The sequence below is a fragment of the Streptomyces sp. SAI-127 genome (genome assembly GCF_029894425.1).
In the GTDB taxonomy this organism is placed as follows: Bacteria; Actinomycetota; Actinomycetes; order Streptomycetales; family Streptomycetaceae; genus Streptomyces.
Genome location: NZ_JARXYJ010000001.1, coordinates 8,884,262 through 8,906,781, shown reverse-complemented (window position 1 = coordinate 8,906,781; position 22,520 = coordinate 8,884,262). Strand labels below are relative to the sequence as shown.

17 protein-coding genes and 1 pseudogene are annotated in these 22,520 nt (G+C 70.4%); 3 read left to right on the top strand and 15 right to left on the bottom strand.

The features are described from left to right. Positions 1 to 210 precede the first annotated feature (210 nt). The 7 genes from M2157_RS40925 to M2157_RS40895 all read right to left on the bottom strand — a co-directional run bounded on the left by M2157_RS40925 (position 211) and on the right by M2157_RS40895 (position 8,475). A complete protein-coding gene (locus M2157_RS40925) occupies positions 211 to 1,251 on the bottom strand; it encodes a cytochrome d ubiquinol oxidase subunit II (RefSeq protein WP_280867664.1) in 1,041 nt (346 codons plus the stop codon). Beyond that, positions 1,251 to 2,735: a cytochrome ubiquinol oxidase subunit I gene (locus tag M2157_RS40920; RefSeq protein ID WP_280856090.1), complete on the bottom strand. Its 1,485-nt coding sequence runs from the start codon at positions 2,733 to 2,735 to the stop codon at positions 1,251 to 1,253. Before M2157_RS40920 ends, M2157_RS40925 begins: the two co-directional genes overlap by 1 nt. A 54-nt stretch (positions 2,736 to 2,789) precedes the next feature. Beyond that, complete coding sequence (locus tag M2157_RS40915) at positions 2,790 to 4,109, bottom strand: NAD(P)/FAD-dependent oxidoreductase (RefSeq protein WP_280867663.1); 1,320 nt, start codon at positions 4,107 to 4,109, stop codon at positions 2,790 to 2,792. 6 nt (positions 4,110 to 4,115) lie between these two features. Further along, entirely contained in the window at positions 4,116 to 4,952 is an 837-nt protein-coding gene (locus tag M2157_RS40910) for an SDR family oxidoreductase (protein WP_280856092.1), read from the bottom strand. Between the two features lie 286 nt (positions 4,953 to 5,238). Continuing rightward, complete coding sequence (locus M2157_RS40905) at positions 5,239 to 5,523, bottom strand: hypothetical protein (protein ID WP_280867662.1); 285 nt, start codon at positions 5,521 to 5,523, stop codon at positions 5,239 to 5,241. A 116-nt stretch (positions 5,524 to 5,639) separates the two neighbouring features. After that, the gene (locus M2157_RS40900) at positions 5,640 to 7,013 is read right to left on the bottom strand and encodes an RICIN domain-containing protein (protein WP_280867661.1); all 1,374 of its coding nucleotides are present in this window, start codon (positions 7,011 to 7,013) and stop codon (positions 5,640 to 5,642) included. A gap of 31 nt (positions 7,014 to 7,044) precedes the next feature. Continuing rightward, complete coding sequence (locus M2157_RS40895; RefSeq protein WP_280856095.1) at positions 7,045 to 8,475, bottom strand: endo-1,4-beta-xylanase; 1,431 nt, start codon at positions 8,473 to 8,475, stop codon at positions 7,045 to 7,047. 447 nt (positions 8,476 to 8,922) lie between these two features. On the opposite strand from M2157_RS40895, the gene M2157_RS40890 reads away from it, so the two are divergent. Next, the gene (locus tag M2157_RS40890) at positions 8,923 to 10,389 is read left to right on the top strand and encodes a non-reducing end alpha-L-arabinofuranosidase family hydrolase (protein ID WP_280856097.1); all 1,467 of its coding nucleotides are present in this window, start codon (positions 8,923 to 8,925) and stop codon (positions 10,387 to 10,389) included. 136 nt (positions 10,390 to 10,525) lie between these two features. Next, the gene (locus tag M2157_RS40885; RefSeq protein WP_280867660.1) at positions 10,526 to 11,746 is read left to right on the top strand and encodes a metallophosphoesterase; all 1,221 of its coding nucleotides are present in this window, start codon (positions 10,526 to 10,528) and stop codon (positions 11,744 to 11,746) included. Positions 11,747 to 11,757: 11 nt separating this feature from the next. Here the strand turns inward: M2157_RS40885 and M2157_RS40880 are convergent, their stop codons facing one another. The 5 genes and pseudogenes from M2157_RS40880 to M2157_RS40860 form a co-directional block, all read right to left on the bottom strand. Then, positions 11,758 to 12,606, bottom strand: coding sequence for an endonuclease/exonuclease/phosphatase family protein (locus M2157_RS40880; RefSeq protein ID WP_280856099.1), 849 nt, complete (start codon positions 12,604 to 12,606; stop codon positions 11,758 to 11,760). A 64-nt stretch (positions 12,607 to 12,670) separates the two neighbouring features. Then, complete coding sequence (locus M2157_RS40875) at positions 12,671 to 15,604, bottom strand: hypothetical protein (protein ID WP_280867659.1); 2,934 nt, start codon at positions 15,602 to 15,604, stop codon at positions 12,671 to 12,673. A 2-nt stretch (positions 15,605 to 15,606) separates the two neighbouring features. Continuing rightward, a complete protein-coding gene (locus M2157_RS40870) occupies positions 15,607 to 17,463 on the bottom strand; it encodes an HSP90 family protein (protein ID WP_280867658.1) in 1,857 nt (618 codons plus the stop codon). A 49-nt stretch (positions 17,464 to 17,512) separates the two neighbouring features. Then, positions 17,513 to 18,499 carry a hypothetical protein gene (locus M2157_RS40865; RefSeq protein WP_280856102.1) on the bottom strand — a complete coding sequence of 329 codons (987 nt, stop codon included), beginning with the start codon at positions 18,497 to 18,499 and terminating at the stop codon, positions 17,513 to 17,515. Positions 18,500 to 18,617: 118 nt separating this feature from the next. Further along, a pseudogene (locus M2157_RS40860) lies at positions 18,618 to 18,887 on the bottom strand (gamma-glutamyl-gamma-aminobutyrate hydrolase family protein); the annotation flags it as partial. Here M2157_RS40860 and M2157_RS40855 point away from each other — a divergent pair. Next, on the top strand, positions 18,825 to 18,953 hold the full coding sequence (locus M2157_RS40855; protein ID WP_280867657.1) for a hypothetical protein: 129 nt from the start codon (positions 18,825 to 18,827) through the stop codon (positions 18,951 to 18,953). The pseudogene M2157_RS40860 and the gene M2157_RS40855 overlap by 63 nt on opposite strands. 6 nt (positions 18,954 to 18,959) lie before the next feature. Here M2157_RS40855 and M2157_RS40850 read toward each other — a convergent pair whose 3' ends face one another. The 3 genes from M2157_RS40850 to M2157_RS40840 are packed head-to-tail and all read right to left on the bottom strand — an operon-like array spanning position 18,960 to position 22,511. Beyond that, complete coding sequence (locus M2157_RS40850; RefSeq protein ID WP_280856103.1) at positions 18,960 to 20,693, bottom strand: trehalase family glycosidase; 1,734 nt, start codon at positions 20,691 to 20,693, stop codon at positions 18,960 to 18,962. Positions 20,694 to 20,751: 58 nt separating this feature from the next. Continuing rightward, positions 20,752 to 21,561, bottom strand: a complete 810-nt coding sequence (locus M2157_RS40845) for a carbohydrate ABC transporter permease (RefSeq protein WP_280856105.1) — start codon at positions 21,559 to 21,561, stop codon at positions 20,752 to 20,754. Continuing rightward, positions 21,558 to 22,511: a sugar ABC transporter permease gene (locus M2157_RS40840; protein ID WP_280856108.1), complete on the bottom strand. Its 954-nt coding sequence runs from the start codon at positions 22,509 to 22,511 to the stop codon at positions 21,558 to 21,560. The genes M2157_RS40845 and M2157_RS40840 overlap by 4 nt, the downstream gene beginning before the upstream one ends. Positions 22,512 to 22,520: the final 9 nt, after the last annotated feature.

Below are 22,520 nucleotides of genomic sequence, written 5' to 3'. Positions count from 1 at the left end.
TCTTGCCCTGGATCAGGTCGGAGCTCGTGACGGCGCCTTCACTCTCCCCACGGCGAAATCCGGTTGGGCCACGGCACCAGGATCTGGCCGCGCCCGCCGGTGATCCGGTCCTGTTCGGCGAATCCGTCGACCACCGCGCGTTCACCGACCGCGTACGAACGAAGGGCCGCACCCAACCCGGGGCCACAGGCAGCGAGTCGGCTGAGGTCGCTACAGGTTGTCCCCCGCTGCTCCGACGGCCCCGGTGTCGCTGTCGGTGAGCTCCTCCAGCTCGCCCATCGTGTCGAGCCGGTAGAGCAGTACCAGCGCCGGACCGACCAGGACGATCGCGATGGCGGTGACGATCACCAGCCAGCGCAGGGTGTGAGCGGCGCCGGCCGCCTCGGTCACCGTCAGGGAGGTGGGCAGCAGGTAGGGCCGCTGCGCGAGGCCCCAGGCGCCGACGACCAGGGCGACGCTCGCCACCGAGGTGTAGCGGGACCAGCCGTGGGACCGACGCCACAGCAGCACCACCGTGGCCAGACCGCAGACTGCCGCCAGGATGATCAGCAGCAGGCCCCAGCCCCCGGTGAGGCCGTCCCAGACGTACCGGGCGTCTTCGTGGGTGACGGGCAGGGCGACGATCGCGAGGACGACGATGGCGGCGAAGGCGATCAGCGCCCGCAGGCGGAAGTAGTCGACGAGGTCGTGCGCGCCGAAGCGCAGGGCATCGGAACAGAGGAAGACCGCCCCGAGGAACGCGGTGGCGGCGATCGCCAGCAAACCTGTGAGGACGGAGGTCCCGTTGGCCCAGGCGTCCGCGGAGGCGGGCGTGCCCACCGCGACCCGACCTGCGGCGATGCCCCCGAGTACCACTCCGAAGAAGAACGGCGTGAGCAGAGACGAGACGGCGAACAGCGCGCCGTAGACCCGTCGTTGGGCCAGCCTGCGGGCCGGCTTGCGCAGGGCGAATCCCGCGCCGCGGAGCACGAGCCCGATGGCGGCGAGGGTGAGCGGCAGCCACATGGCCTCGAAGACTGCCTGGAACATGGTCGGGAAGCCGGTCCACATGACAATCAGGATGAAGATCAGCCAGACGTTGTTGGCCTCCCAGACCGGTGCCATGGCGTGGTCGATGAGCCAGCGCGGCCGCTTGCCGCGCTCCGCCCCTCCGGCCAGCAGGTCCCAGAAGCCGGCGCCGTAGTCGGTGCCCCCGGCGCACGCATAGGCGGCGATCACGACCACCAACACCCAAGCGATGAATTCGGCCATCAGAGCGCACCGCCGGACGTGTGGTCGGACCCGCCACCTGGCGCGACCCCGGTGGCCGCAGGCTCCGGCTCGCCTCTGGGTCCGTAGGGGGTGTCGGTCTCCGGGGCCGGTGCTTGGCGTTCGGCGGCATAGCCCTCGTCCGTGATGCGCCATCGGGTGCGCATCTTCAGGACGACCGCGAGGAACGCGCCGAAGACGGCCACGTACACGACGATGACGATGCCGAGCATCGCCCACAGCGACCCGGCGCCCGTGCTGGTCACCGCCTCGGAGACCCTCATATGGTTGTAGACGATCCAGGGCTGACGGCCGACCTCGGTGGTGATCCAGCCGCACTCCACCGTGAAGAGGCAGGCGACTCCGGCGAGCGCGGCGCAGCGGTAGAACCAGCGGCTGGCGGGGTTGTCGCGGTGCCGCCACCAGGACCAGGCGTACCAGAGCGCGAGCAGGATCAGCACGCTACCGACGGTTACCATGATGTCGAAGGCCCAGTGGGCGATGGTGGCCTGGACGATGGTGGGACGGTCGGCGGCCGGCACCGATGTCAGCCCCGTCACCTGAGTGCTGGGCTTGAAGCCGGCGAGGATCGAGTCCAACTGGGGGATCTTGAGTCCGCCGGAGACCGTCCCGTCACTGTTCAGCTTCCCGAACATGTACTCGGGCACATGGGTGTCGGTCTTCCAGACGAGTTCCGTGGCGGCGAACTTGACCGGCTGCTTGTGGAAGACGGCGCGAGCGGCGGAGTCGCCGAGCATGAACTGGACCGGCGTGAGGATCGCGGCCACGGTGAACGGCAGGGTGAAGCCGAGGCGGTGGTAGCGGTCTCGGCGCCCGCGCAGCCAGCCGACCGCGTACACGCCGGCGACCACGTAGCCGGCGGTCAGCAGCATCGCGACCACGAAGTGCCAGTACTCCGGGCCGAAGATCGGTGTGAAGATCGCCCGCCGAACGTCGACATTGACCGGCTTGCCCTGGGCGTCGAGGCTGAATCCCTGGGGGGTGTTCATCCAGGAGTTGGCCGCGATGATGCCGAACGCCCCCATCAGGGCCGTCAGCGGCAGCGGTACGGCCAGCCAGAAGTGCGTCCAGGGCTTGAGCCGGCGCCATCCGTAGAGGTAGATCGCGATCAGGACGGCCTCGAGGAAGAACGCCCATGCCTCGACACCGAATCCGAGACCGAAGACGTCTCCCCAGCGGCCCATCATGCCGGGCCACAGCAGGCCGAACTCGAAGGACAGCACGGTGCCGGTGATGATGCCGATGGCGAACTGAACGGCCATCACCGCCGACCAGCGCCGGGCGAGCAGGAGGGCGACGGGATCGTTGCGACGCAGCCCCCGGTGGTGCATCAGCAGGGTGATGAACGGCAGTGCGACGCCGAACGGGACCAGCAGGATGTGCGAGGCCAGGGTGAAGGCCATCAGCTCACGGGCCGGCAGGAGTTGGTCCGGCGTGTTCGCGAGAAGGACCGCTGTGCTGAACATGTGCGCCTCGGAGGTCTGCCCCTCATGAGCAGGTGGGGCTGAGGAAGGACGGGTTTATTGAGGGGGCGGCCCGGCGGCCGGAGCGTCGGTGTCGGCCATGGTGAAGGCGCGTTCGCGGCGCGAGCTGGTGGCGAAGGCGACGAACCAGCTGAGCACCGCTCCCAGCCTGCTGCGGAAGCCGGTGAGGAAGGCCACGTGGATGAAGAGCCAGGCCAGCCAGCCGGTGAAGCCCGACAGATGCAGAGGGCCGGCCTTGACGACTGCCCGGCCGCGGGCGATGTAGGCGGCGCTGCCGAGATCCACGTACGTGAAGGGCTTCGGCTTCTTCGTCCTGCCTTCGACCTGGTGTCGCACCATCCGGCCCGCGTACGCACCGGTCTGCATGGCGACTTCGGCCAGGCCCGGCAGCCGGTTCAGGCTCATCACGTCACCCGTGACGCGGATCTCCGGATGGCCGGGGACGGTGAGATCGGGTTCGACGAGGATGCGTCCGGCCCGGTCCTGTTCGGCACCGGTTGCCCGGGCCAGCACGGCTGCGATGGGCGGCGCCTCGACGCCGGCCGTCCACAGGACGGTACGGGCGTCGAACCGGGTCGTCGCGCCGTCATGATCTTGTACGGTCAGGCCGTGAGCATCGATGTCGGTGACCATCGTGCCGAGGTGGAGCTCCACACCGAGACCCTGCAGGGTTCGGGCCGCACGGTGGGCCAGTCGAGGGCCGAACGCGCCCAGCACCGCGTCGGACCCCTCGAAGAGCAGCACCCGCGCGTTGGCGGAGTCGATCTTCTGGAACTCCCGGTCGAGGGTGTGGCCGGCGATCTCCCGGATCTGTCCCGCGAGTTCCACACCGGTCGGCCCGCCACCGACGAGCGCGAAGGTGAGCCATTGCTGCCGTTCCCGGTCGTCCGCGGCCGTTTCGGCCATCTCGAACGCCCGGTAGATCCGTCGGCGGATGTCGAGCGCGTCGGCCAGGGTCTTCATACCGGGGGCGTGCGCGGCGAACTCGTCGTGCCCGAAATAGGACTGGCGCATCCCCACCGCGAGGATCAGTTCGTCGTACGGCAGCACGAGGGCTCCGCCGTCGGCTCGCCGGGCGTGGACCAGCCGGGCGCCGGCATCCACGTCGGTGGCCTCGGCGAGCACGCACCTCACGTTGTGGTGGCGCCGCAGGACCCCGCGCAGCGGCTGGGCGATCTGTCCCTCGGACAGGATCCCGGAGGCGCACTGGTACAGCAGCGGCTGGAAGAGGTGGTGGGCGCGGCGGTCGACCACGGTCACCGCGACCGGTGACTTCCGCAGGGCGCGGGCGGCGAACAGTCCGGCGAACCCCCCGCCGAGGATCACCACCCGGCGGGGCGTGATGTGATCCTGCATGGGGGCTCAGCCGCCGGTGGCGAAGCCGGGGAAGAGCGTCATTCCGCCGTCGACGTAGAGGGTGCTGCCGACGACGTAGTCGAGCAGGTCGGACGCCATGGCGACGACGGCGTTGGCGATGTCGTCCGGATCGCCCACACGGCGGTACGGGATCAGACGCAGCAGGTCGGCCTCGGCCTCGGGGGTGTCCCAGGCGTCGCGGTTGATCGGTGTGCGGATGGCGCCGGGTGCGACGGCGTTGACCCTGATCCGCTTGGGCGCCAGCTCCTGGGCGAGGGTCTGCATCAGCATGCCCACACCGCCCTTGGACGAGGCGTAGTTCACGTGGCCGGACCACGGGACGATCTGGTGGACCGAGCTCATGCAGATGATCTTTCCCGCCGAACGGGAGACCTCCTCCACCACGCCGCGCCGGATGAACTCCTTGGCGGCTTCCCGTGCGCACAGGAACTGACCGGTCAGGTTGACGTCGATGACCTTCTGCCACTGGGCGAGCGTCATCTCCGTCAGGGCCGCGTCCCGCTGAAGGCCCGCGTTGGCCACCATGATGTCGATGGTGCCGAACTCCTCGACCATCCGCGCGACCATAGCGGTCACCTGGTCCTCGTCGGACACGTCGGCCTCGTGGGCGTAGGCGCGGACGCCGAAGCTCTCGATCTCCTTCACGACGTTCTCTGCCTCGTGCGCGCCGACGACGTAGTTCACCACGACGTCCGCTCCGGCCCGGCCGAGGGCAACGGCGGTCGCCAGGCCGATGCCCGAGTTGGCCCCGGTGACCAGGGCCTTCTGGCCCCTGAGAAGCTGCGCGGACGTCGTGCCGCGGTTCTCGACTTTCGTTGTCATCGCGATGTCTCCTCGGACGTTTCGGACGGCACGCCCTCAGGAATCGGGCGGGGCACGAGGTGGGCGGGGCTTCGGCCGGCCGCCAGGACTGACACAGAAGTCGTCGCACACCCGGCCTCAGACGAAAGCACCCTGCGCCGCGGGCGCGACCGACCGGCACACCGTGCCGCCGATTTCGGCGGGGCATGTCACACCGTCGGGCTACTGGCCGCCACTCCGCTTGTGTGGCGGGGACTGGGCGTGCTCGCCGTACTGGAGATCATCGAATGGCCGGTGGCGAGGGGACCTAGCGGGCGAGCGACCCGTTCTGGGCGTCGGACGCGGCCTGCCACGCCCGCGCGCCCGCCAGGGACGCCTCCTTGGCCTGTCGCCACTTCATGGCCGCCTGCTGGGAGGGGGGCACGTCCATGTCGCGGATCATGCGCCGACCTGCCGAGAACACGGCGAAGGCCGCGACGCCCATGCCGGCGCACACCACCACGGCACCGGCCGCGGTGAGCATGGCGCCGGTCCTGATGAGCCGGGTGTCGATCTCGATCGTCCGCTGAGACTGGCGGTAGTCCTTGTTCATGGCTCCACCATCCAACGGAGGGCGCCGCCTCGCATCCCGGCCAGTGGCCCGAACGCCACCTGGAAAGGCCGGAGTGGGGCCAGGGTCATCCTGGCCCCACCCGTGGTGCGGGCATGTCACTGGAACTGTGCGAAGAACCTCCAGATCTCTGCTTTGGTCCAGGTGGTGACGCCGCTCTCACCGGAGGAGCCGTCGACCGGGCCGGGTATGTGGCCCCCGTCGAACGCGGCCCATTGGACCGGGTATCCGGCACGGCATCCCGAGTAGGTGGTGGTGATGTGCGTTCGGCTGCCCGGGGCGGGCTCGCGCGGGCTTTGGGCAGTGCAGCCGTTGTTGGTGACGAACTTGTCGCGCAGGGAGCGTCCCTGCCCGATGTTGAGGACGTTGTCGCTGACGCCGTGGATTCCGAAGTAGGCGATGGGCTGGCTGCCGCCGCTGCACCCGCTGATCTGGGCGCCGGAGATGACCGCGACGGCCCTGAAGACGTTCGCCCGGCTGCAGGCGAGTGCGTAGCTCATACCGCCGCCCCAGCTGAATCCCGTGGCGAAGCGCTGTGCCGGGTTGACACAGAGGCCGCCCTCGATGCGCCGGATCATGTCGTCGACGAAGGTGATGTCCTCACCGCCCGAGTTGGCCCAGCCGTTGCCGAGGCCCTGGGGGGCGACGAGTATGGCGCTGTTGTTCGACTGTTCCTGTTGGCCGTAGTAGGACCAGGCGGTCCCGCTCGTGCCGCCCGAGGCGACCTCGCCGGCGGTTCCGCCGCGCCAGTGGAACGCGAAGATCAGCCGGTAGGGGTGGCTGTTGGCGTAGTCGGCGGGAACCCTGAGGATGAAGCTGCGGCTCTTGCCGCCGCTCTGAATCGTGTGCGTACCGCTCGCCAGAGTCGGGGCGCTGCCGCATCCGCCGCCCCCACCGCCACCGGACGACAGCTTGATCATCTGCCATTGCTGGTTGGCGCCGCCCCAGTCGGAGTACTGGACGACATTGCCGCCGTCGGCGGTGGAGGCGCCCTGCACCTCCACCGCCTTGCCGCTGGTGCGGTTGATCAGCCGGACGTGGCCCGCGTCGGAGTCGGCCAGGCGGAACTGCTGGTTGGCGCCGTTCTGGTCGGCCCACTGCTGGATCGCGGCACCGTCTGCGGTCGAGGCGCCGGCCACGTCGAGGACCTTGCCCGAATGCCGGGCCTTGAGCCGGTAGAAGCCGCCGCCGGAGTCCACGAACTGCCACTGCTGGTTGGCTCCGTCGTGGCGCGTCCACTGGCTGACCCGCGCGCCGTCGGCGGTGGACGTGTCGGAGACGTCCAGCGCCTTGCCGCTGTTGCGATTGACCAGGACGTACCAGGCGTTGGTGTCCACCGTCGCCGCCTCGGCGGGCGCCGGGTTCACCACGGCGAGCATGCCGATCGCGAGGGCCGCCGCCACCACGGCGGCGATCCGGGGCCACCAGCGATGTCGTGGTGGAGGGGCGGGAGCCGCACCGTAGGTCTTCATCGGTTCACCCTTTCGTTGGTGGCAGGTGCCATCAGGTGCGGGTCCAGCGTTGGTTGCTGCCGTTCGAGCAGGTGTAGAGCTGGATCAGGGTGCCGTTGGCGGTGCCGGCCGCGACGGCGTCGAGGCAGAGGCCGGACTGGACGCCGACGATGGATCCGTCGGAGTTGAGGCGCCATTTCTGGTTGTCGGCGCCCCAGCAGCTGTAGATCTGGACCCTGGTGCCGTTGCCGGTGCCGCCGGCGTCCAGGCACTTGTTGCCGTAGACCCTGAGCTCACCGGCCGCGGTGTACGTCCACTGCTGGTTGGTGCCGTTGTTGCAGTCCCACAGCTGGAGCTGGGTGCCGTCGGTGGTACTGCTGCTGGGCACGTCCAGGCAGCGGCCCGACCCGACGCCCTTGATCTGTCCGGAACCCGAAGGGGGCGTGGAGGTACCGCCGTTGAGTGCGTTGAGGACGGCGGTGTAGGCGGGCTTCTTGCTGCCGTCGCCGTTGAACAGCAGTGGCGTGTCCTGCGCTCGCCAGGAGTCGGTGTCGCGGACACCCCAGACGGTGATGCCGAGGCAGCGCGAGACGGCCAGGCAGTCGTTGGTCACGTTGGCGTAGGTCGTGGCCGAGGCGCCCTGGATGTCGAGTTCGGTGATGGCCACGTCGACGCCGAGGGCGGCGAAGTTCTGCAGGGTGGTGCGGAAGTTGCTGTTGTAGGGGCTGCCGCTGTTGAAGTGCGCCTGGAAGCCCACGCAGTCGATCGGCACGCCGCGCTGCTTGAAGTCCCGGACCATGGCGTACATGGCCTGGGTCTTGGCCCAGGTCCAGTCCTCCACGTTGTAGTCGTTGTAGCAGAGCTTGGCTGCGGGGTCCGCAGCGCGCGCGGTGCGGAAGGCGACCTCGATCCAGTCGTTGCCGGTGCGCTGCAGGTTGGAGTCGCGCCGGGCTCCCGAACTGCCGTCGGCGAAGGCCTCGTTCACGACGTCCCACTGGGCGATCTTGCCCTTGTAGTGGGCCATCACGCCGTTGATGTGGTCGATCATGGCCTGCCGCAGAGTGCTGCCGCTGAGGCTCTGCATCCAGCCGGGCTGCTGGGAGTGCCAGGCCAGGGTGTGGCCGCGCACCTTCTTGCCGTTCTGTACCGCCCAGTTGTAGACGCGGTCACCGGAGGTGAAGTTGAACTGGCCCCGCTGCGGCTCGGTGGCGTCGATCTTCATCTCGTTCTCGGGCGTCACCATGTTGAACTCACGGCTCGCGATCGTCGTGTACGCCGAGTCGCCCAGCCTGCCCGAGGCGATGGCGGTGCCGAAGTAGCGGCCGCTCTGCGCCGCCGCGGCACCGAGCGTGGTTTCGGCGGCGTGTGCGGGCGGCGGCGCGACCAGTGCGGCGACCGTACCGAGGACGCCGACGACCAGCGCCAACAGCAAGCCGCGGATCTTCCGGCGGACAACGGGTCCGGGAAGGGCATACGAGCCCATGACTGTGCCTCCAATGCAGAAATCACGGAAGGACTGAAGCGCAGGGGAATGCGTCGTCCGTCTCCCACTCGGCAGACGGACGGGACGGGCCGGAACCCGGGCAGCACGGAAGCACCGGGCACCGCGGTCATGGAACCGGGACGGTCTCAACCGGCTGCTCAGATTGCCCAGGGCCGACGTGTGTCGATATCTCGAACCCAGGCCGGGTTCTCAGACAGGGATGATTGAGGTGTTGACGGTGGATCGTCAATACTCGCCGCAGAAAAAGTTTCCGTTCGATGTCCGAAACATTCGGAACCCCCGACTGGCTGGGCGAAGCGCTGTTTGTGGACAGATCAGCTGCAGCTCTTGACCGGAAGGCCTCGCATTCCTAGCTTGTGGCGTCGAAGCATCCGGGAATTCTTCGAAACTTTCGAGAATGCCCCCACCCCCAAAGGAGGCCCTCTGATGTGGGTTCGCCGCCCGTCCCCGGTCCGTCTCAGACGCCTGTTCGCCGTCCTTGCGCCCTTGCTGCTCGTGGCCACCTTCCTCGGCGCCCAGCCCGCCGGCGCGGCGACCGTGGACACCAGCGCCTCGTATGTGCTGGTCAACCGCAACAGCGGCAAGGCCCTGGACGTCTACAACCTGGCGACCGGCGACGGCGCCCGCATCACCCAGTGGTCCAGGAACGATCAGGCCCAGCAGCAGTGGCAGTTCGTCGATTCGGGGGGCGGCTACTACCGCATCAAGTCCCGCCACTCGGGCAAGGTGCTGGACGTCCACAACTGGTCCACCGCGAACGGCGGCGCGATCGTCCAGTGGACCGACCTGAACGCCACCAACCAGCAGTGGCGGCTGGCCGACAGCTCGGACGGCTACGTGAGGCTCATCTCGCGCCACAGCAACAAGGCCCTCGAAGTGCAAGGCGCCTCCACCGCCGACAACGGGAACATCGTCCAGTACGACGACTGGGGCGGCACCAACCAGCAGTGGCAGCTCGTCAAGGTCGGCGGCGGCACCTCCGGCCCGTGCGATCTTCCGTCGACATACCGCTGGACATCAACGGGCGCGCTGGCGCAGCCCAAGCCGGGGTGGGTCTCGCTCAAGGACTTCACCGTCGTCCCCTACAACGGCAGGCAACTCGTCTATGCGACGACGCACGACACGGGGACGAGTTGGGGTTCGATGAACTTCAGCCTCTTCACCAACTGGTCCGAGATGGCCTCGGCCGGCCAGAACGCGATGTCGTCCTCCACTGTCGCGCCCACGCTCTTCTACTTCGCACCGAAGAACATCTGGGTGCTCGCCTACCAGTGGGGCGGGACCGCCTTCTCCTACCGGACGTCGAGCGACCCCACCAACCCGAACGGCTGGTCGTCCCCGCAGGTGCTGTTCTCCGGAAGCATCTCCGGCTCCGGAACCGGACCGATCGACCAGACGCTCATCGGTGACGGGACGAACATGTACCTGTTCTTCGCCGGTGACAACGGCAAGATCTACCGGGCCAGTATGCCGATCGGGAACTTCCCGGGCAGCTTCGGCTCGACCTCGACAGTGGTCATGAGCGATACGACGAACAACCTGTTCGAAGCTCCGCAGGTATACAAGCTGCAGGGCCAGAACCGGTACCTCATGATCGTCGAGGCGATCGGCTCGCAGGGCCGCTACTTCCGCTCGTTCACGGCCACCAGTCTGAACGGCTCATGGACACCCCAGGCCGCGACCGAGAGCAATCCCTTCGCCGGCAAGGCCAACAGCGGCGCCACCTGGACCAACGACATCAGCCATGGCGAACTGATCCGCACCAGCGCCGACCAGACCATGACCGTCGATGCCTGCAATCTGCAGCTGCTCTACCAGGGGCGCAGCCCCAGCTCCGGCGGCGACTACGGCCTCCTGCCCTACCGTCCGGGTCTGCTGACACTGCAGCGCTGACGGCGTGGCGGGCTCGGTGGAAGGCCGAGCCCGCCCGGGTCAGGCGTCACGCCAGGCTTCGGTGAACGCCGGTCCGGTCGGCCCGAGGGCGACCGGATACAGTGCGCGAGACGGCAGCCTGGTCTGGAGGGGCAGCGTGACCGAAACCAGCAACACCCGACCCGCCGACAGCGAGGCGCAAGCTCCGCGGCAGAGCCGGCTGCTCCGCCTGATGCGCTACCTGCCCCTGATCGCCCCCGTCCTGCTGTGGGCCGTGCCCTGCTGGGTGCTTTTGTACGCCGGCCAGCACTGGCCGCTGCCCGTCACACTGGCCGGCACCGCCCTGTTCGTCCTCGGTCTCGTCGGTATGCCGCTCGCGATGGCGCGCGGTCACGGCCGGCGCCAGCAGGACCGGGCGGCGATCGTCGGTGACACCCTGCTGGGCGCCGGCTGGGTCCTGTTCACCTGGTCCGTGCTGCTCGGCGTCCTGCTACGGCTCGCCCTGACCGTGGCCGGCGTCGGCGAGGGCCAGGACCGGGCCCGCATCGTCACTTGGGCCGTCCTCGGCGTCACCGCCGTACTGCTCGCCTGGGGGTACGCCGAAGCCCGGCGCGTGCCGCGCGTGCGCCGGCTCGATGTGCAACTCCCCCGGTTGGGTGCCGGGTTGGACGGCCTCCGCGTCGCCCTCATCACCGACACCCACTACGGCCCGCTCGACCGCGCCCGCTGGTCGGAGCGGGTGTGCGAGACGGTGAACACCCTGGAAGCCGACCTGGTCTGCCACACCGGCGACATCGCGGACGGCACGGCCGAACGCCGCCGTGCCCAGGCCGTCCCACTCGGTACCGTGCGGGCCACCCGGGCCCGGGTGTACGTCACCGGCAACCACGAGTACTACAGCGAGGCCCAGGGCTGGGTCGACCTGATGGGCGAGCTGGGCTGGGAGCCGCTGCGCAACCGCCATCTGCTGCTCGAGCGCGGAGGCGACACCCTGGTGGTCGCCGGCGTGGATGACGTCACCGCCGAGTCCTCCGGCCTGGCGGGCCACCGCGCCCACCTCGCCGGAGCCCTGAACGGCGCCGACCCCGACCTGCCCGTCCTGCTCCTGGCACACCAGCCCAAGTTCGTCGACCGGGCAGTGGCGGACGGCATCGACCTCCAGCTCTCCGGCCACACCCACGGCGGCCAGATCTGGCCCTTCCACTACCTGGTCCGCACCGACCAGCCCGCCCTCGCCGGCCTCAGCCGGCACGGCACCCGCACCCTCCTCTACACCAGCCGCGGCACCGGCTTCTGGGGCCCGCCGTTCCGCGTCTTCGCCCCCAGCGAGATCACCCTGCTGGTGCTCCGCTCCCCGCGCGTGCCCCCTTCGGCGTAGTTCTACGCAGGTCAGCGGCGCGAAGTCAGGTTCAGGTCGGCGTACACCAGGTGGTGGTCCGAGACCGCGTTCGGATGCACGCGCTGCTCGATCGGGACGTAGCCTCGCAGGAACACGTAGTCGAACTTGCTCTGCCAGTCGGTGGTCGGCTCGCAGGCGCCGGTCGGCGAGGGGTGGCACTGTGGGTCCGCGTCCTTGGCCAGGGCCCACATCCTGGTGAGTTCGGAGGCGTCCGGTACCGCGTTGAAGTCGCCGATGACGATCGTGCGGTCGTACCGGGCGACCTGTTCGGCGAGTACGCCGACCTGGTCCGCGCGGACCGCCTCCTGACGCCGTTCGGCGAGGTGGGTGTTGAAGACCCGGACCTGGCGGCCGCCCACCGTGGTGGTGACCGCCATGTATCCACGGTCCTCGGAGCCGCCGTCGGGATATTCCTTGGTGACGACGTCGGTCATCGGGGCCGCCGAGAGGATCGCCTCGCCGTAGCCGCCCGGGTTCCAGGGCGCTCCCCCGCAACGGCCCCAGCTCTGGAGAACCGCCCCGTACTCGACGTGGTAGACGAGCCCGTGGAGGTTCTCCAGATAGTCGCGGATCTGCTTGACGTCGCCCACGCACGCTTCCTGCAGGCCGATGACCTGGGGCGCGAACGTGGCGATCTCCGCCGCCCGGTCGTCGTTGCCCGTCTCGCAGGGGTTGCAGAGGTTCCACGTCACGACCCGGTTCGGTACGACGTCCCGGACGGCTTTGTCGGGCAGCGACCTGGCGTCGAGGGCACCGCTGGGTGCACTGGGTCCGGAGAGCACCATCCAGGCCACGATCATGGCGCCCACGAGCAACCACGTGCCCTTTCCGAGCACCATTGCCTCCTCGACGTGGATCCACCGGACAACTGACGTCCGCGTGAACGATTTTATGGGACGGGGCTCACTCCTCGTCGCGCAGCCGGGCCGCCAGGGAGGTCAGCGGCTCGGCCTCCTCGGTCTGGCCCAGGGCGGTCAGGTGGGAGACGGCGGCGTCGAGGCGGGTGAGGGCGGGGACGGGGCGTTTCAGGTAGAGGCCCTCCACGGCACCCGCGAGGCGGACGCACTCGGCCCACTCGCCGACCCGGTCGTCCTCCGGCCCCGGCTCGCCGAGCAGGGCGAGGGCCTTCTCCAGGGCGGTCAGTGCGTCCTCGTACGCGCCGGCGTAGGCGTTGACCCGCCCGTGTTCGTAGGCCAGCGCGCTGTCCAGGGAGCGGCCACGCGCCTCGTACCCGGCGGCGCGGGCCTCGTCGGCGATCCGGCCGGCGTCGGCGAGGAAGGCGAGGGCGTCGGCCAGGCCCTCGGCGCCCTGCTGCTGGGCCTGGAGGCGGGCGAGTTCGCGCAGGGAGTTGCTGAGCAGCTCGTAGCGCGGGTCCCGGGCATGGGCGGCGATCGCCTGGTCCGCGGCCTCACGGGCCGGGCCGAACTCGCCGGACTCGCCGAGGAGTACGGCCGTCTCCGCGGCGATCATGGCGTGGCTGCCCGGGTCGTCGTCCCAGCCGGCCGACTCGGCCGCGAGCGCGGCGAACTCCGCCGTGGCGGCCTTGAGGTCCTCCCCCGCGTGCAGTGCGCGGGCCCGGGTCAGGCGCAACTGCGCGGCGAGGCGGGCGTCCAACTCACCGGACACGACGTCCGGTTCGGCCAGCAGGGAGTCGAGCAGGGCGATGCAGTCCTCGACGCGGCCCAGGTCGAGGCTGAGCTGGGCCGCGTTGCTGTAGGTGCAGAACGCGTCGATCCGGCTGCCGTGCCGAAGGTCCGCCTCCGCCGAACGCGTCAGGTGCCGCAACGCCTCGTCGGGACGCCCCAGGTGCATACAGGCCTCGGCCAGATCACTGTGGAGGCGGGTGGTGTCGACCGTGTCGGCCGGCCAGTCGGCGGCCAGCCGCAGACCTTCGGTGAGGTTCGCGTACGCGGCCTCGGGGTCCCGGAGGGCGAGCTGGAGCCGGCCGCGCAGCCCGAGGGTGCGGGGCAGGTGCCAGGCCGGGCCGTGCGCCTTCAGCCGGTCGAGGAGGGCGTCGATCTCGGTGACCGCGGCGGGCAGGTCGCCGGAGATGGCGTGTGTGCTGGCCCGCAGCATGAGGGCGCCGGAGATCTGCCCGGCGACGTCGTGCCGGGTGGCGAACCGGTGCAGCAGGTCCGCCTCGGCGAACACCGGCGCGACGTACTCCTTGCTTCCCGTCGTCTGCAGGCGCAGGCCGAGCGTGGTCGCCCGCAGCCGCAGCAGGCGGGCCTCCTGATAGGGGGCGAGGCCGGCCATCGCCTCGTGCAGCCGGACCACGGACGCGTGGGCGGCGGTCAGCGCGGCCGCCTTCGCCTCGGCCCCGTCCGCGTCCTCCGCGGGGACCTGGGCGGTGGCGAGCAGGGCGCAGGCGCGGGCGACTGCCGCGTGACCGGGCTTTGAGGCGTCGTCGTAGAGGGCGGCGGCCTCCTCGTTGAGCGCGGCGGCTTCGGCGAAGTCGTCCTTGTTGGCCGCCGAGGTCGCCTCGTCGGCCAGCAGGTCCGCGCGCAGCTGGACCAGCGGGCCCACGGCAGGGTCGTCGGGGTGGGTGTAGTCGCGGGCGGCGACGAGCGTGCGCAGCCGCGCGAAGCAGGCCTGGGCGTCCGGATGCCCCAGTTCCTCCAACTTCCGTGCCTGGAGGATGAGTTCGGGCAGCGCATCGGGAACGGCGGCGGCCGTACGAGAGGCGGGCGCGGCGATCGGGGCGGCCGGGGCGACGTCGTCGAGGCTGCGGGTGCGCAGGGTCAGTTCCAGCGCGTCGAGGAGAGGTGCCCGGTCGAGGCGGGCCCGGCGGCGGCCGGTGTGGGTCGAGGTTCCGTTGCGGGCGTCGAAGCGGGCGGCGAGGTCGTCCGCGCGGCCCCGTACCTCGGCGTGCAGCCCGGACACCGTCCAGGTACGGCCGGCGTATCCGGCGGCGGGCAGTTCGCCGTGGCCGAGGTGCTCGACGCGCTGGAGGAGGACCTCGACGCCGGTGAGGAAGTCGAGCTGGTCCAGGGGCGAGTCGACCTCGTCGAACAGGTTCCGGTTCTCGGCGAGCAGCTCCAGGCCGCGGGCCTCGTTGCCGGTCAGCGCGCAGAACTCCAGGTGCCGGCCGACCTCCCCGGACATCGCGGGGTTGCGGCGGCAGCCACGGTAGCCGACGAGGTGCAGTTCGCGCGCCCGGTCTGCGTGGCCGGTGCGCAGCAGGGGCAGCAGCGCGTACGACAGGGAGCGGGCCGGCTCCTCCTGGCAGGACTCCTTCCCCGCCAGGACGGGCTCCCAGGTGCGCAGCGCCCGTTCGTCGTCGCCGGCGGTGAGGTGGAACAGCGCGCGCTCGCAGATCTCGCAGGCCTCGCAGTCGCTGAGCCTGGTACGGACACGGCCGGCCCACAGTTCGTAGGCGAGCGCGGTGTCCTCGCCGACATGGGCGGCGAGCTGGTAGGCCTGTCCGTAGTAGGGCTGGAGGCCGAGACCGGCCTTCTCGTAGCGGTCGCGCATCTCCGTCAGCCACTGGCGCAGGCTGGCCAGCGGTATCTCGGGCAGCTGGCGCAGGGCGTGGCCCACCCACTTGAACCGCCAGAACACCATGTGGCGCAGGCGCTCGTCGAAGACGTCGGGCTGCTCGTCGAAGAGGGTCAGCAGACGGGCGAAGACGACGGGCGACTTCCGGGGTTCGGAGCCGTAGGTGTACGCCTCCTGGAGTTCGAGGAGGGCGTGGACGAGCGGGACGGGCTCCTCGAACTGCTCGGCGGCGTCGACGAGTTCCTCGGCGGTGACGGTGCGGGTACGGCCGTAGGGACGCTCGTCGTTGTCCTGGAGCGCCTGGTACAGCTCGTCGGTGGTCTGGATCGTCGTGGGCATCGTCAGCTGTCCTTGCGGAGGGCGTGGGCGAGGAGGTCGAGGAAGGAGCGGTTGATGAGGCTCGACTCGGCGGGCCTGAGCGGGCGCCGGGACAGCATCGCTGCCTGCCCATAGAGGGCTTCGGCGCTGGTGCGGGCCAGCTCAGGCTCGCCGATGGTGACGGCGGTGCGCACCAGCGGGTTGAGCTGGTTGAGGATCAGCTGGGCCCGCGGGGCCTCCTGGCGCAGGGCGCCGAGGATGTCGCCCCACACGCCGCCCTGCTGTTCGCGGGCCAGCTGCGAGCGGGTGCGTTCGTGCCGGGCCTCACGGCTGTCGAGGAGGAGGGCGGGGGCGGAGGCGGGCTGGAAGGTGCGCAGCGCGACGTCGCAGTCGAAGACGGCGAGGGCGTCGCGGGCCTGGGCGAGATAGGCCGCGGCGGCCAGCTCCGTCTCCCGGTCGACGGGGTCGAGGTGGGCGGTGAGGGTCCCCGGGTCGAGGTCGGCGACGCTGACCTCGGGCCTGATCTCGGGCAGCCGGTGGACGAGTTCACGGTCGTAGGTGTAGCCGCCGTTGACGACGCCGAGCCCGGCGGCCGAGGCGATCGCGGCGACCTGGCGGAACTCCTCCACGCTCGAGGTCACGAGGACGGTGCGGTGGGTGCGCGCGAACTCGTCGAGGGTGGCGTGCCCGTCGGTGGTCTCGAACGGCAGCCAGGGCAGCAGCATCCGCATGATCTCGTCGTCGTGCACCGCGAGCGACTTCACGGCCAGATGGTGAACCTGGAGGAAGCGGCCGAGCAGCTCGGGGTCGCTGGCGGCGGCCCGGGCGATCCATGCGCGCAGGCGCTCGGCGAGCGCATCGCGTACGGCGGCCAGGGTGTCGTCCTCGTACAGGGACTCGCGGGACGCCGTCGGGCGCAGGCTTTCGGCGTCGACGACACAGCGGACGAAGAACGCCCAGTCGGGCAGGATCTCCTCGGCCTGCTCGGACAGCAGCATGCCTTTGACGTGCACACGGTGGCCGTGGCGGCGCCCGGCCGGTACCGCCTCGGGCAGCACGCACGCGATGCCCTTCAGGCCCACGGCCGGCAGGTCCAGCTCGATGGTGTCCAGTGGCGTGAACCCGAAGACCTGTTCGCCGTAGGCGGCCAGGGCGCGGGAGCGGGCTCCTGGGGTGGGGTGGGAGCGCGCCCAGGGTGCGGGATCGGGGTTGACCGGCGCGCCCTGGCCGCCGGGCCCCGCGGTGCCGTCGTCGAAGGTCACCGGGTGGCGCAGCAGGGAGCCGAAGTGCCGGGCCAGCGCGTGCACCTGGGCCGGGCGGGTCCAGTCGCCCGCGTCGGCGCGGGGCGTCAGGGTGACGGTGGTGCCGGGCCGGGGGCGGGCGGATGCGGGCAGGGTACGGACGGTGTAGCTGCCGTCGCCGCGTCCGCGCCATTCCACGGCGGGGGCGTCGGGGGTGCGGGCGGAGCGGCTGACGACGTGGATCTCGTCCGCGACCAGGAAGCAGGAGAGCAGGCCGATGCCGAACTGGCCGATGAAGTCGGCGCGTTGCTCGGCGATCCGCTCGGCCCGCTTGCTGCTGCGGCCGATCGTCGCGAGGAAGGTGTGCACGTCGGCCTCGGTGAGGCCGACGCCGTCGTCCTCGACGCGCACCACGGAACCGTCGGCGAACAGGCGGATGCCGTAGGCGTCGGCGGGGCCGGCCGGTGCGAGGCTCTGCCGGGCGGTCAGCGCGTCCACCGCGTTCTGGAGGAGTTCGCGCAGGTAGACGCGGGGACTGGAGTAGAGGTGATGGGAGAGGAGATCGACGAGGCCGCGCAGATCCACCTGGAAGGTGCGGTCGGCGCCGGCCGGGCTCGAAGGGGTGTCGGGCAGAGTCATCGGGCAGTCCGGGGTGGGTGATCGAGGGGTGGCAGGCGGGGTGGCGGGGTCAGGCGTTGCGCCGGGCGCGGGCGTACATCTTTTCCGGCTGTGCCATGTACTCCCAGGGCCACGCCGTGTAGGCGCCTTGCAGCTCCTGGAAGACGCGCGGCAACGCGATGCCCTCGGAGGCCAGCGACAAGGCCATCGCGAAGGTGTTGAAGTCCCCCTGCCAGCCCGGGCGCCGCACGTAGGCGGGGTGGAGGATGCTGCGCTCGGCCGCGTCCAGCAACTCGTCCCGGATCTCGGGGGTCTCCAGGCAGTTCTTGTGGTCCGACTCCACCCAGTCCTCGATGTGCGCCATGGCGATCACGCAGCCGAGGCGGTGCCCGTCGGGCGCGCCGGCGAAGGCTTCGCGGGCGAAGGCCAGGGCCTGGCCGGGCTCACCGCTCCATCGGGGCTGCAGCTGGGACACCCACTCGACGTGGGTCTCCAGGTCCAGCGGGTCGCGGCGCAGGGCGGCGTCGCGCCGGGTCTCGTTCACGGCCGGGCCCAGGGACATGCCACGGCCGGAGGTGAGGAGGCGGCGCCACGGGGTGACCCAGTCCGGCCGCAGCTCGGCGGCCTCGAGCAGCTGTTCCTCGGCGATCTCGAGCCGCTCGTGGAAGACGCGCCACTGCTCCTGCGTGACGTTCACGGCACGCGCGGAGGTACGCGCCTCCCAGCCCCAGATGATGTGGCGCGCACCGGATATCAGCAGGGCGGTCGCCCGGTGCTCCTTGTCCTCCTGTACGGCCCGGCCGATCCAGTCCTGCACACCGTCCACGTCGGCGAGCTCGCCCAGGACCGAGTGGTCGCGGCCGAGGTCGAAGGGGGCGAGGGCCTCCTTGACCGCCTCCCAGTCACCGGCGTCGGCGGCCTCCACCAGTGCGAGCACCCGCGTGTCCCCGAGCGCGCGCAGCGTGTACATCCCGTTCTTCGATCTGCGCGGGACGGGCAGGGCGTGCGGATCCGCCGCCGGTCTCTCCGCATCCCTGCCGAACAGCTTGCCGAACATGCCGCGCCCTCCCCTGGTCCCGCGTGATCGTCCGGTGCAGCATAAGCGGCACCACTGACAGCGCTTCCACCGGGTTTTCACCAGCACTTCACCAGTCCGGTCCCGGGGGCGATGCCCCTCAGGCCCGCGTCAGCCGCCGTCGCGCGGTGCGCACCAGGGCGTCGAACAGGCCCTGCTGGGCGGGGTCTTCGTGCGCGGTGTCCTCGGGGTGCCACTGGACGGCGGTGAACCATCCGGGCGGGCCCGGGAGTTCGAGTCCCTCCACCGTGCCGTCGGCGGCCCGCGCGGTGACCGCGAGCCCGGCGCCGAGGCGCTCCACTCGCTGGTGGCGGTAGCAGGACACGTCCGCCTTCTGGGCGCCGGTGGCCCGCTCCAGCAGCGTGCCCCGCTCCCGCGCGTCCGTTCCTTCGTCAACGGCATCAAGAAGCTGCCGGTCGAAATCACCCTGGCCTGACCGGTCTCACCGGCCCTCTCGCTGTGCGTGGGCTTCGGCGAGGAGGAGGTAGGCGGCGGCCGTCCACGTGTAGGCGCGGTCGCGCAGGCCCGTGCCGGTCAGGGCGTCGAAGTTCTCGGCGAAGCCGTGCTCCTCGCACAGAACGCGGAAGCGGGCGCTGATCTCGTCCGCCAGCCGGTGGTGCCCGCCGCGCCGCAGGCCGTCCTCGACGAGGATCGTGGCGGGGGCCCAGATGGGGCCGCGCCAGTAGCCGTCGGCGAGGTAGTGCGGCGAGGCCGGCAGCTCGGTGGCCAGGCCGTACGGGGTCAGATGCGCCTCGATACGGGCGGCCAGCACATCGCCGATCTCGGGCGGCAGATGCTCGCCCAGCACGATGGGCATCAGGTCGAGCAGGCTGGAGGTGCCCCAGGTGTCGCCGCTGTCGACGCTCCGGGCGACGAACCGGTCGCCCGTCCAGAGCTGGTCGAGCATCGCCTGCTGCGTCTCCTCGGCGGCCCGCGTCCACCCCCGGGCGTCTTCCGGTCTCTCCAAATGCGCTGCCAGGTCGGCGAGTTCACGCAGTTGGAGGGTGAGGAAGGCGGCGAGGTCCGCGGTGACGACCACGCGCTCGGGATCGAAGGTGGTGGCGTTGTCCCAGCCGCTGTCGTTGCCGTGCTGGTAGTGCGGCAGGTCCGCGCCGGGGGCACGGCGGGCGGTGAGCCAGAATTCCGTCCAGCGTTCCAGCCTGTCGTACGTGGCGGACAGTTCCGCGCGGTCGGGGGGCGTCGGCAGCCGGCGTCGCAGGTGGCCGAACGCCCAGCCGTGGATGGGCGGTTTGACGAAGTTGTGGAGCACCTCGGAGTGGGTGACCGAGTCGGGCAGCGCCCCGGTCTCGTCCTGGTGGTCGAAGGGCAGCTGGAACTGGTCCCGGGCCAGCTCGGGGCAACCAGGGGCCAGGGCAAGGGCGTTGAAGCAGTGGTCCCAGCTCCACACCTTGTCCATCCAGTGCTTGGACATCAGGACGCCGGGCCGGGTGACCAGACCGGCCGGGCGTACGGTCGCCGACCACAGGACGTAGGCGGCGAGTTCGGCGGCCGGGGTGGCGGCCGAGCGCCAGGGGGCCACGGTGTCGACGAAGTCCGCGAAGGAGTTCCGCGCGGCCTCGACGACCTTGCCGAAGGCCGCCGTCGACACGTAGGGAGGGCGGGCGGTGTCGAGTTCCTCGACCGCGATCTCCCATCCGCCGTCCGCGTCGGCGACGGTGACACCGCGGTCGGCGCTGCCCAGGGCCTGGCTGCCGAACACGTCGGCCACCGTGCCGGAGAGCACCGAGACGCGGTAGCGCCGTCCGGTCTCGTACGACGTGAACACGTAAGCCTCGGCAGCCGGTTCACGATAGAAGTACGTGCCGCTGAACGGGGTCAGCGTCCGGGCCGCCGCCGAGATCCGCAGCGGCGCGCCCGCACCGCGCAGTCGTACGGTGTCCGGCGACTCGTAGGCGAGGTCGATGCGCCCGTCGGCACCGGTCCAGCTGAGCAGGCCCGGTGTCGCCTCGACGCGGGTCCCGGCCCGCTCGCCGGTCACGGGGTCGAGCGGCACCAGGCTCAGGACGGCGTGCATGCCGTTCTGGTGCGAGACGAGGTGGAGGTCCTCGGCGTACGTCTTCTCCGCCACCACGGGCGAGATGCCGAACCAGGATCCGTAGGTGCTGAACGGGATGTCGTGGACGGAGAAGGCCGGGCCGGAGCGGTCGGCGGTCATGAAGGGGCACTCGTTTCTCGAGCAGGGATCGTCAGAGGGAGGGGCTGCGCCGCGGAGGTCAGTCCTTGACGGCACCCGCGGTCACGCCGGCGGCGACGTAGCGCTGGGCGAGGACGAGGATGACGGCGGCGGGCAGGGAGGCCACGACGGCGGTGGCCATGATGGCGTTCCACTGCTGGTTGTTGTTGCCGATGTAGTGGTAGATGCCCAGGGTGATCGGCTCGTGGGCGCCGCCGTTGACCAGGGTGCTGGCGAAGACGAAGTCGGACCAGGACCACAGGAAGGCGAACAGGGACACCGTGACGACGGCGTTGCGGCTCATCGGCAGAACGACCGACCAGAAGGTGCGCAGGGGTCCCGCGCCGTCCGTCTTCGCGGCCTGGAGGAGTTCGCCGGGGATGCCGGACATGAACGCGGTGAAGATGAGGACGGCGAAGGGGACGGCCAGGGTGGAGTCGGCGACGATGAGGCCGGGAACGGTCTGGAGCAGGCCGAGTTGGAGGTAGATGGCGTAGAAGCCCATCGCCATGATGATGCCGGGGATCATCTGGGCGGCCAGCAGGACGAAGCTCATGACTCCGCCGCCGCGCGGGCGCAGTTTGGCCAGTGCGTAGCCGGCGGGGGCGGCCAGCGCCACGGTCAGGGCGACGGTGCCCAGACCGATGACGAGGCTGGTGCCGAGGTAGGGCAACTGCTGGTCGACGACGGCCCGGTAGCCCTCCAGGGTGACGTGGGAGGGGAACAGGTCCGGTGGGCTCTTGCGCATGTCCTGGTCGCGGGTGAGGGACACGTTGAGCATCCAGTACACCGGGAAGAGCATGATCCCGGTCAGCAGCAGGCCGAGGGCGGTCTTCAGCCGTGTTCTCATGACAGCGCCTGCTTTCGCTGGACCCGCGCGTAGACCAGGCCGAAGACCAGGGCGGCGACCACCAGCAGGTTGCCGACGGCGGCGCCGGGGCCGAAGGCGGGCAGGAGGTTGCCGAAGCCGAGCTGGTAGGACCAGGTGGCGAAGGTGGTGGACGAGTCGGCCGGGCCGCCCTTGGTCATGATCCAGATGATGTCGAAGACCTTGAGTGTGTAGACCAGGCCCAGCAGCAGGGTGATGGCGGAGACCGGGCGCAGCAGCGGGAAGGTGATGCTCCAGAAACGCCGCCAGGGACCCGCACCGTCGAGGGCGGCCGCCTCGTAGAGGCTGCCCGGGATGGACTGGAGGCCGCTGTAGAGCACGACCAGGTTGAAGGGGACGCCGATCCAGATGTTCGCGATGATCACCGAGGCCAGCGACCAGGACGGCGAGGTCAGCCAGTTCACCGGGCCGATCCCGATGGCTTGCAGGACGGCGTTGACGATGCCGGACTCGCTGTTGAGCATCCACGACCAGGTCGAGGCCGACACGATCAGCGGCAGCAGCCACGGCACCAGGAACAGGGCCCGCAGGGTGGCGGAGAGCCGGAAGTGCTGGTTGAAGAAGACGGCCAGCGCCAGGCCGATGCTGTACTGGAAGACCAGGCACACGCCGGTGAACACCACTGTGTGGAGCAGGGCCGGGGCGAAGGTCGGGTCGTCGAAGACCGTCCGGTAGTTCGCCAGGCCGGTGAAGGGCGCGTCCCCCTGCACGAACGAGCGCACGGTGTAGTGGCGCAGGCTCAGGTCGAGGTTGCGGTACAGCGGATAGGCGTAGAACAGGACGAGGTAGAGGGTCACCGGGGCGAGGAAGGCCCACGCGGCCCACTGCGGGGAGGCGGGACGGCGCCGCGCCTCGGGGGCCGCGCCCTTGGAGTCGGTCCGCGGGCGCTGCACTTGTGTCGTCTGGCTCATCAACTGGCC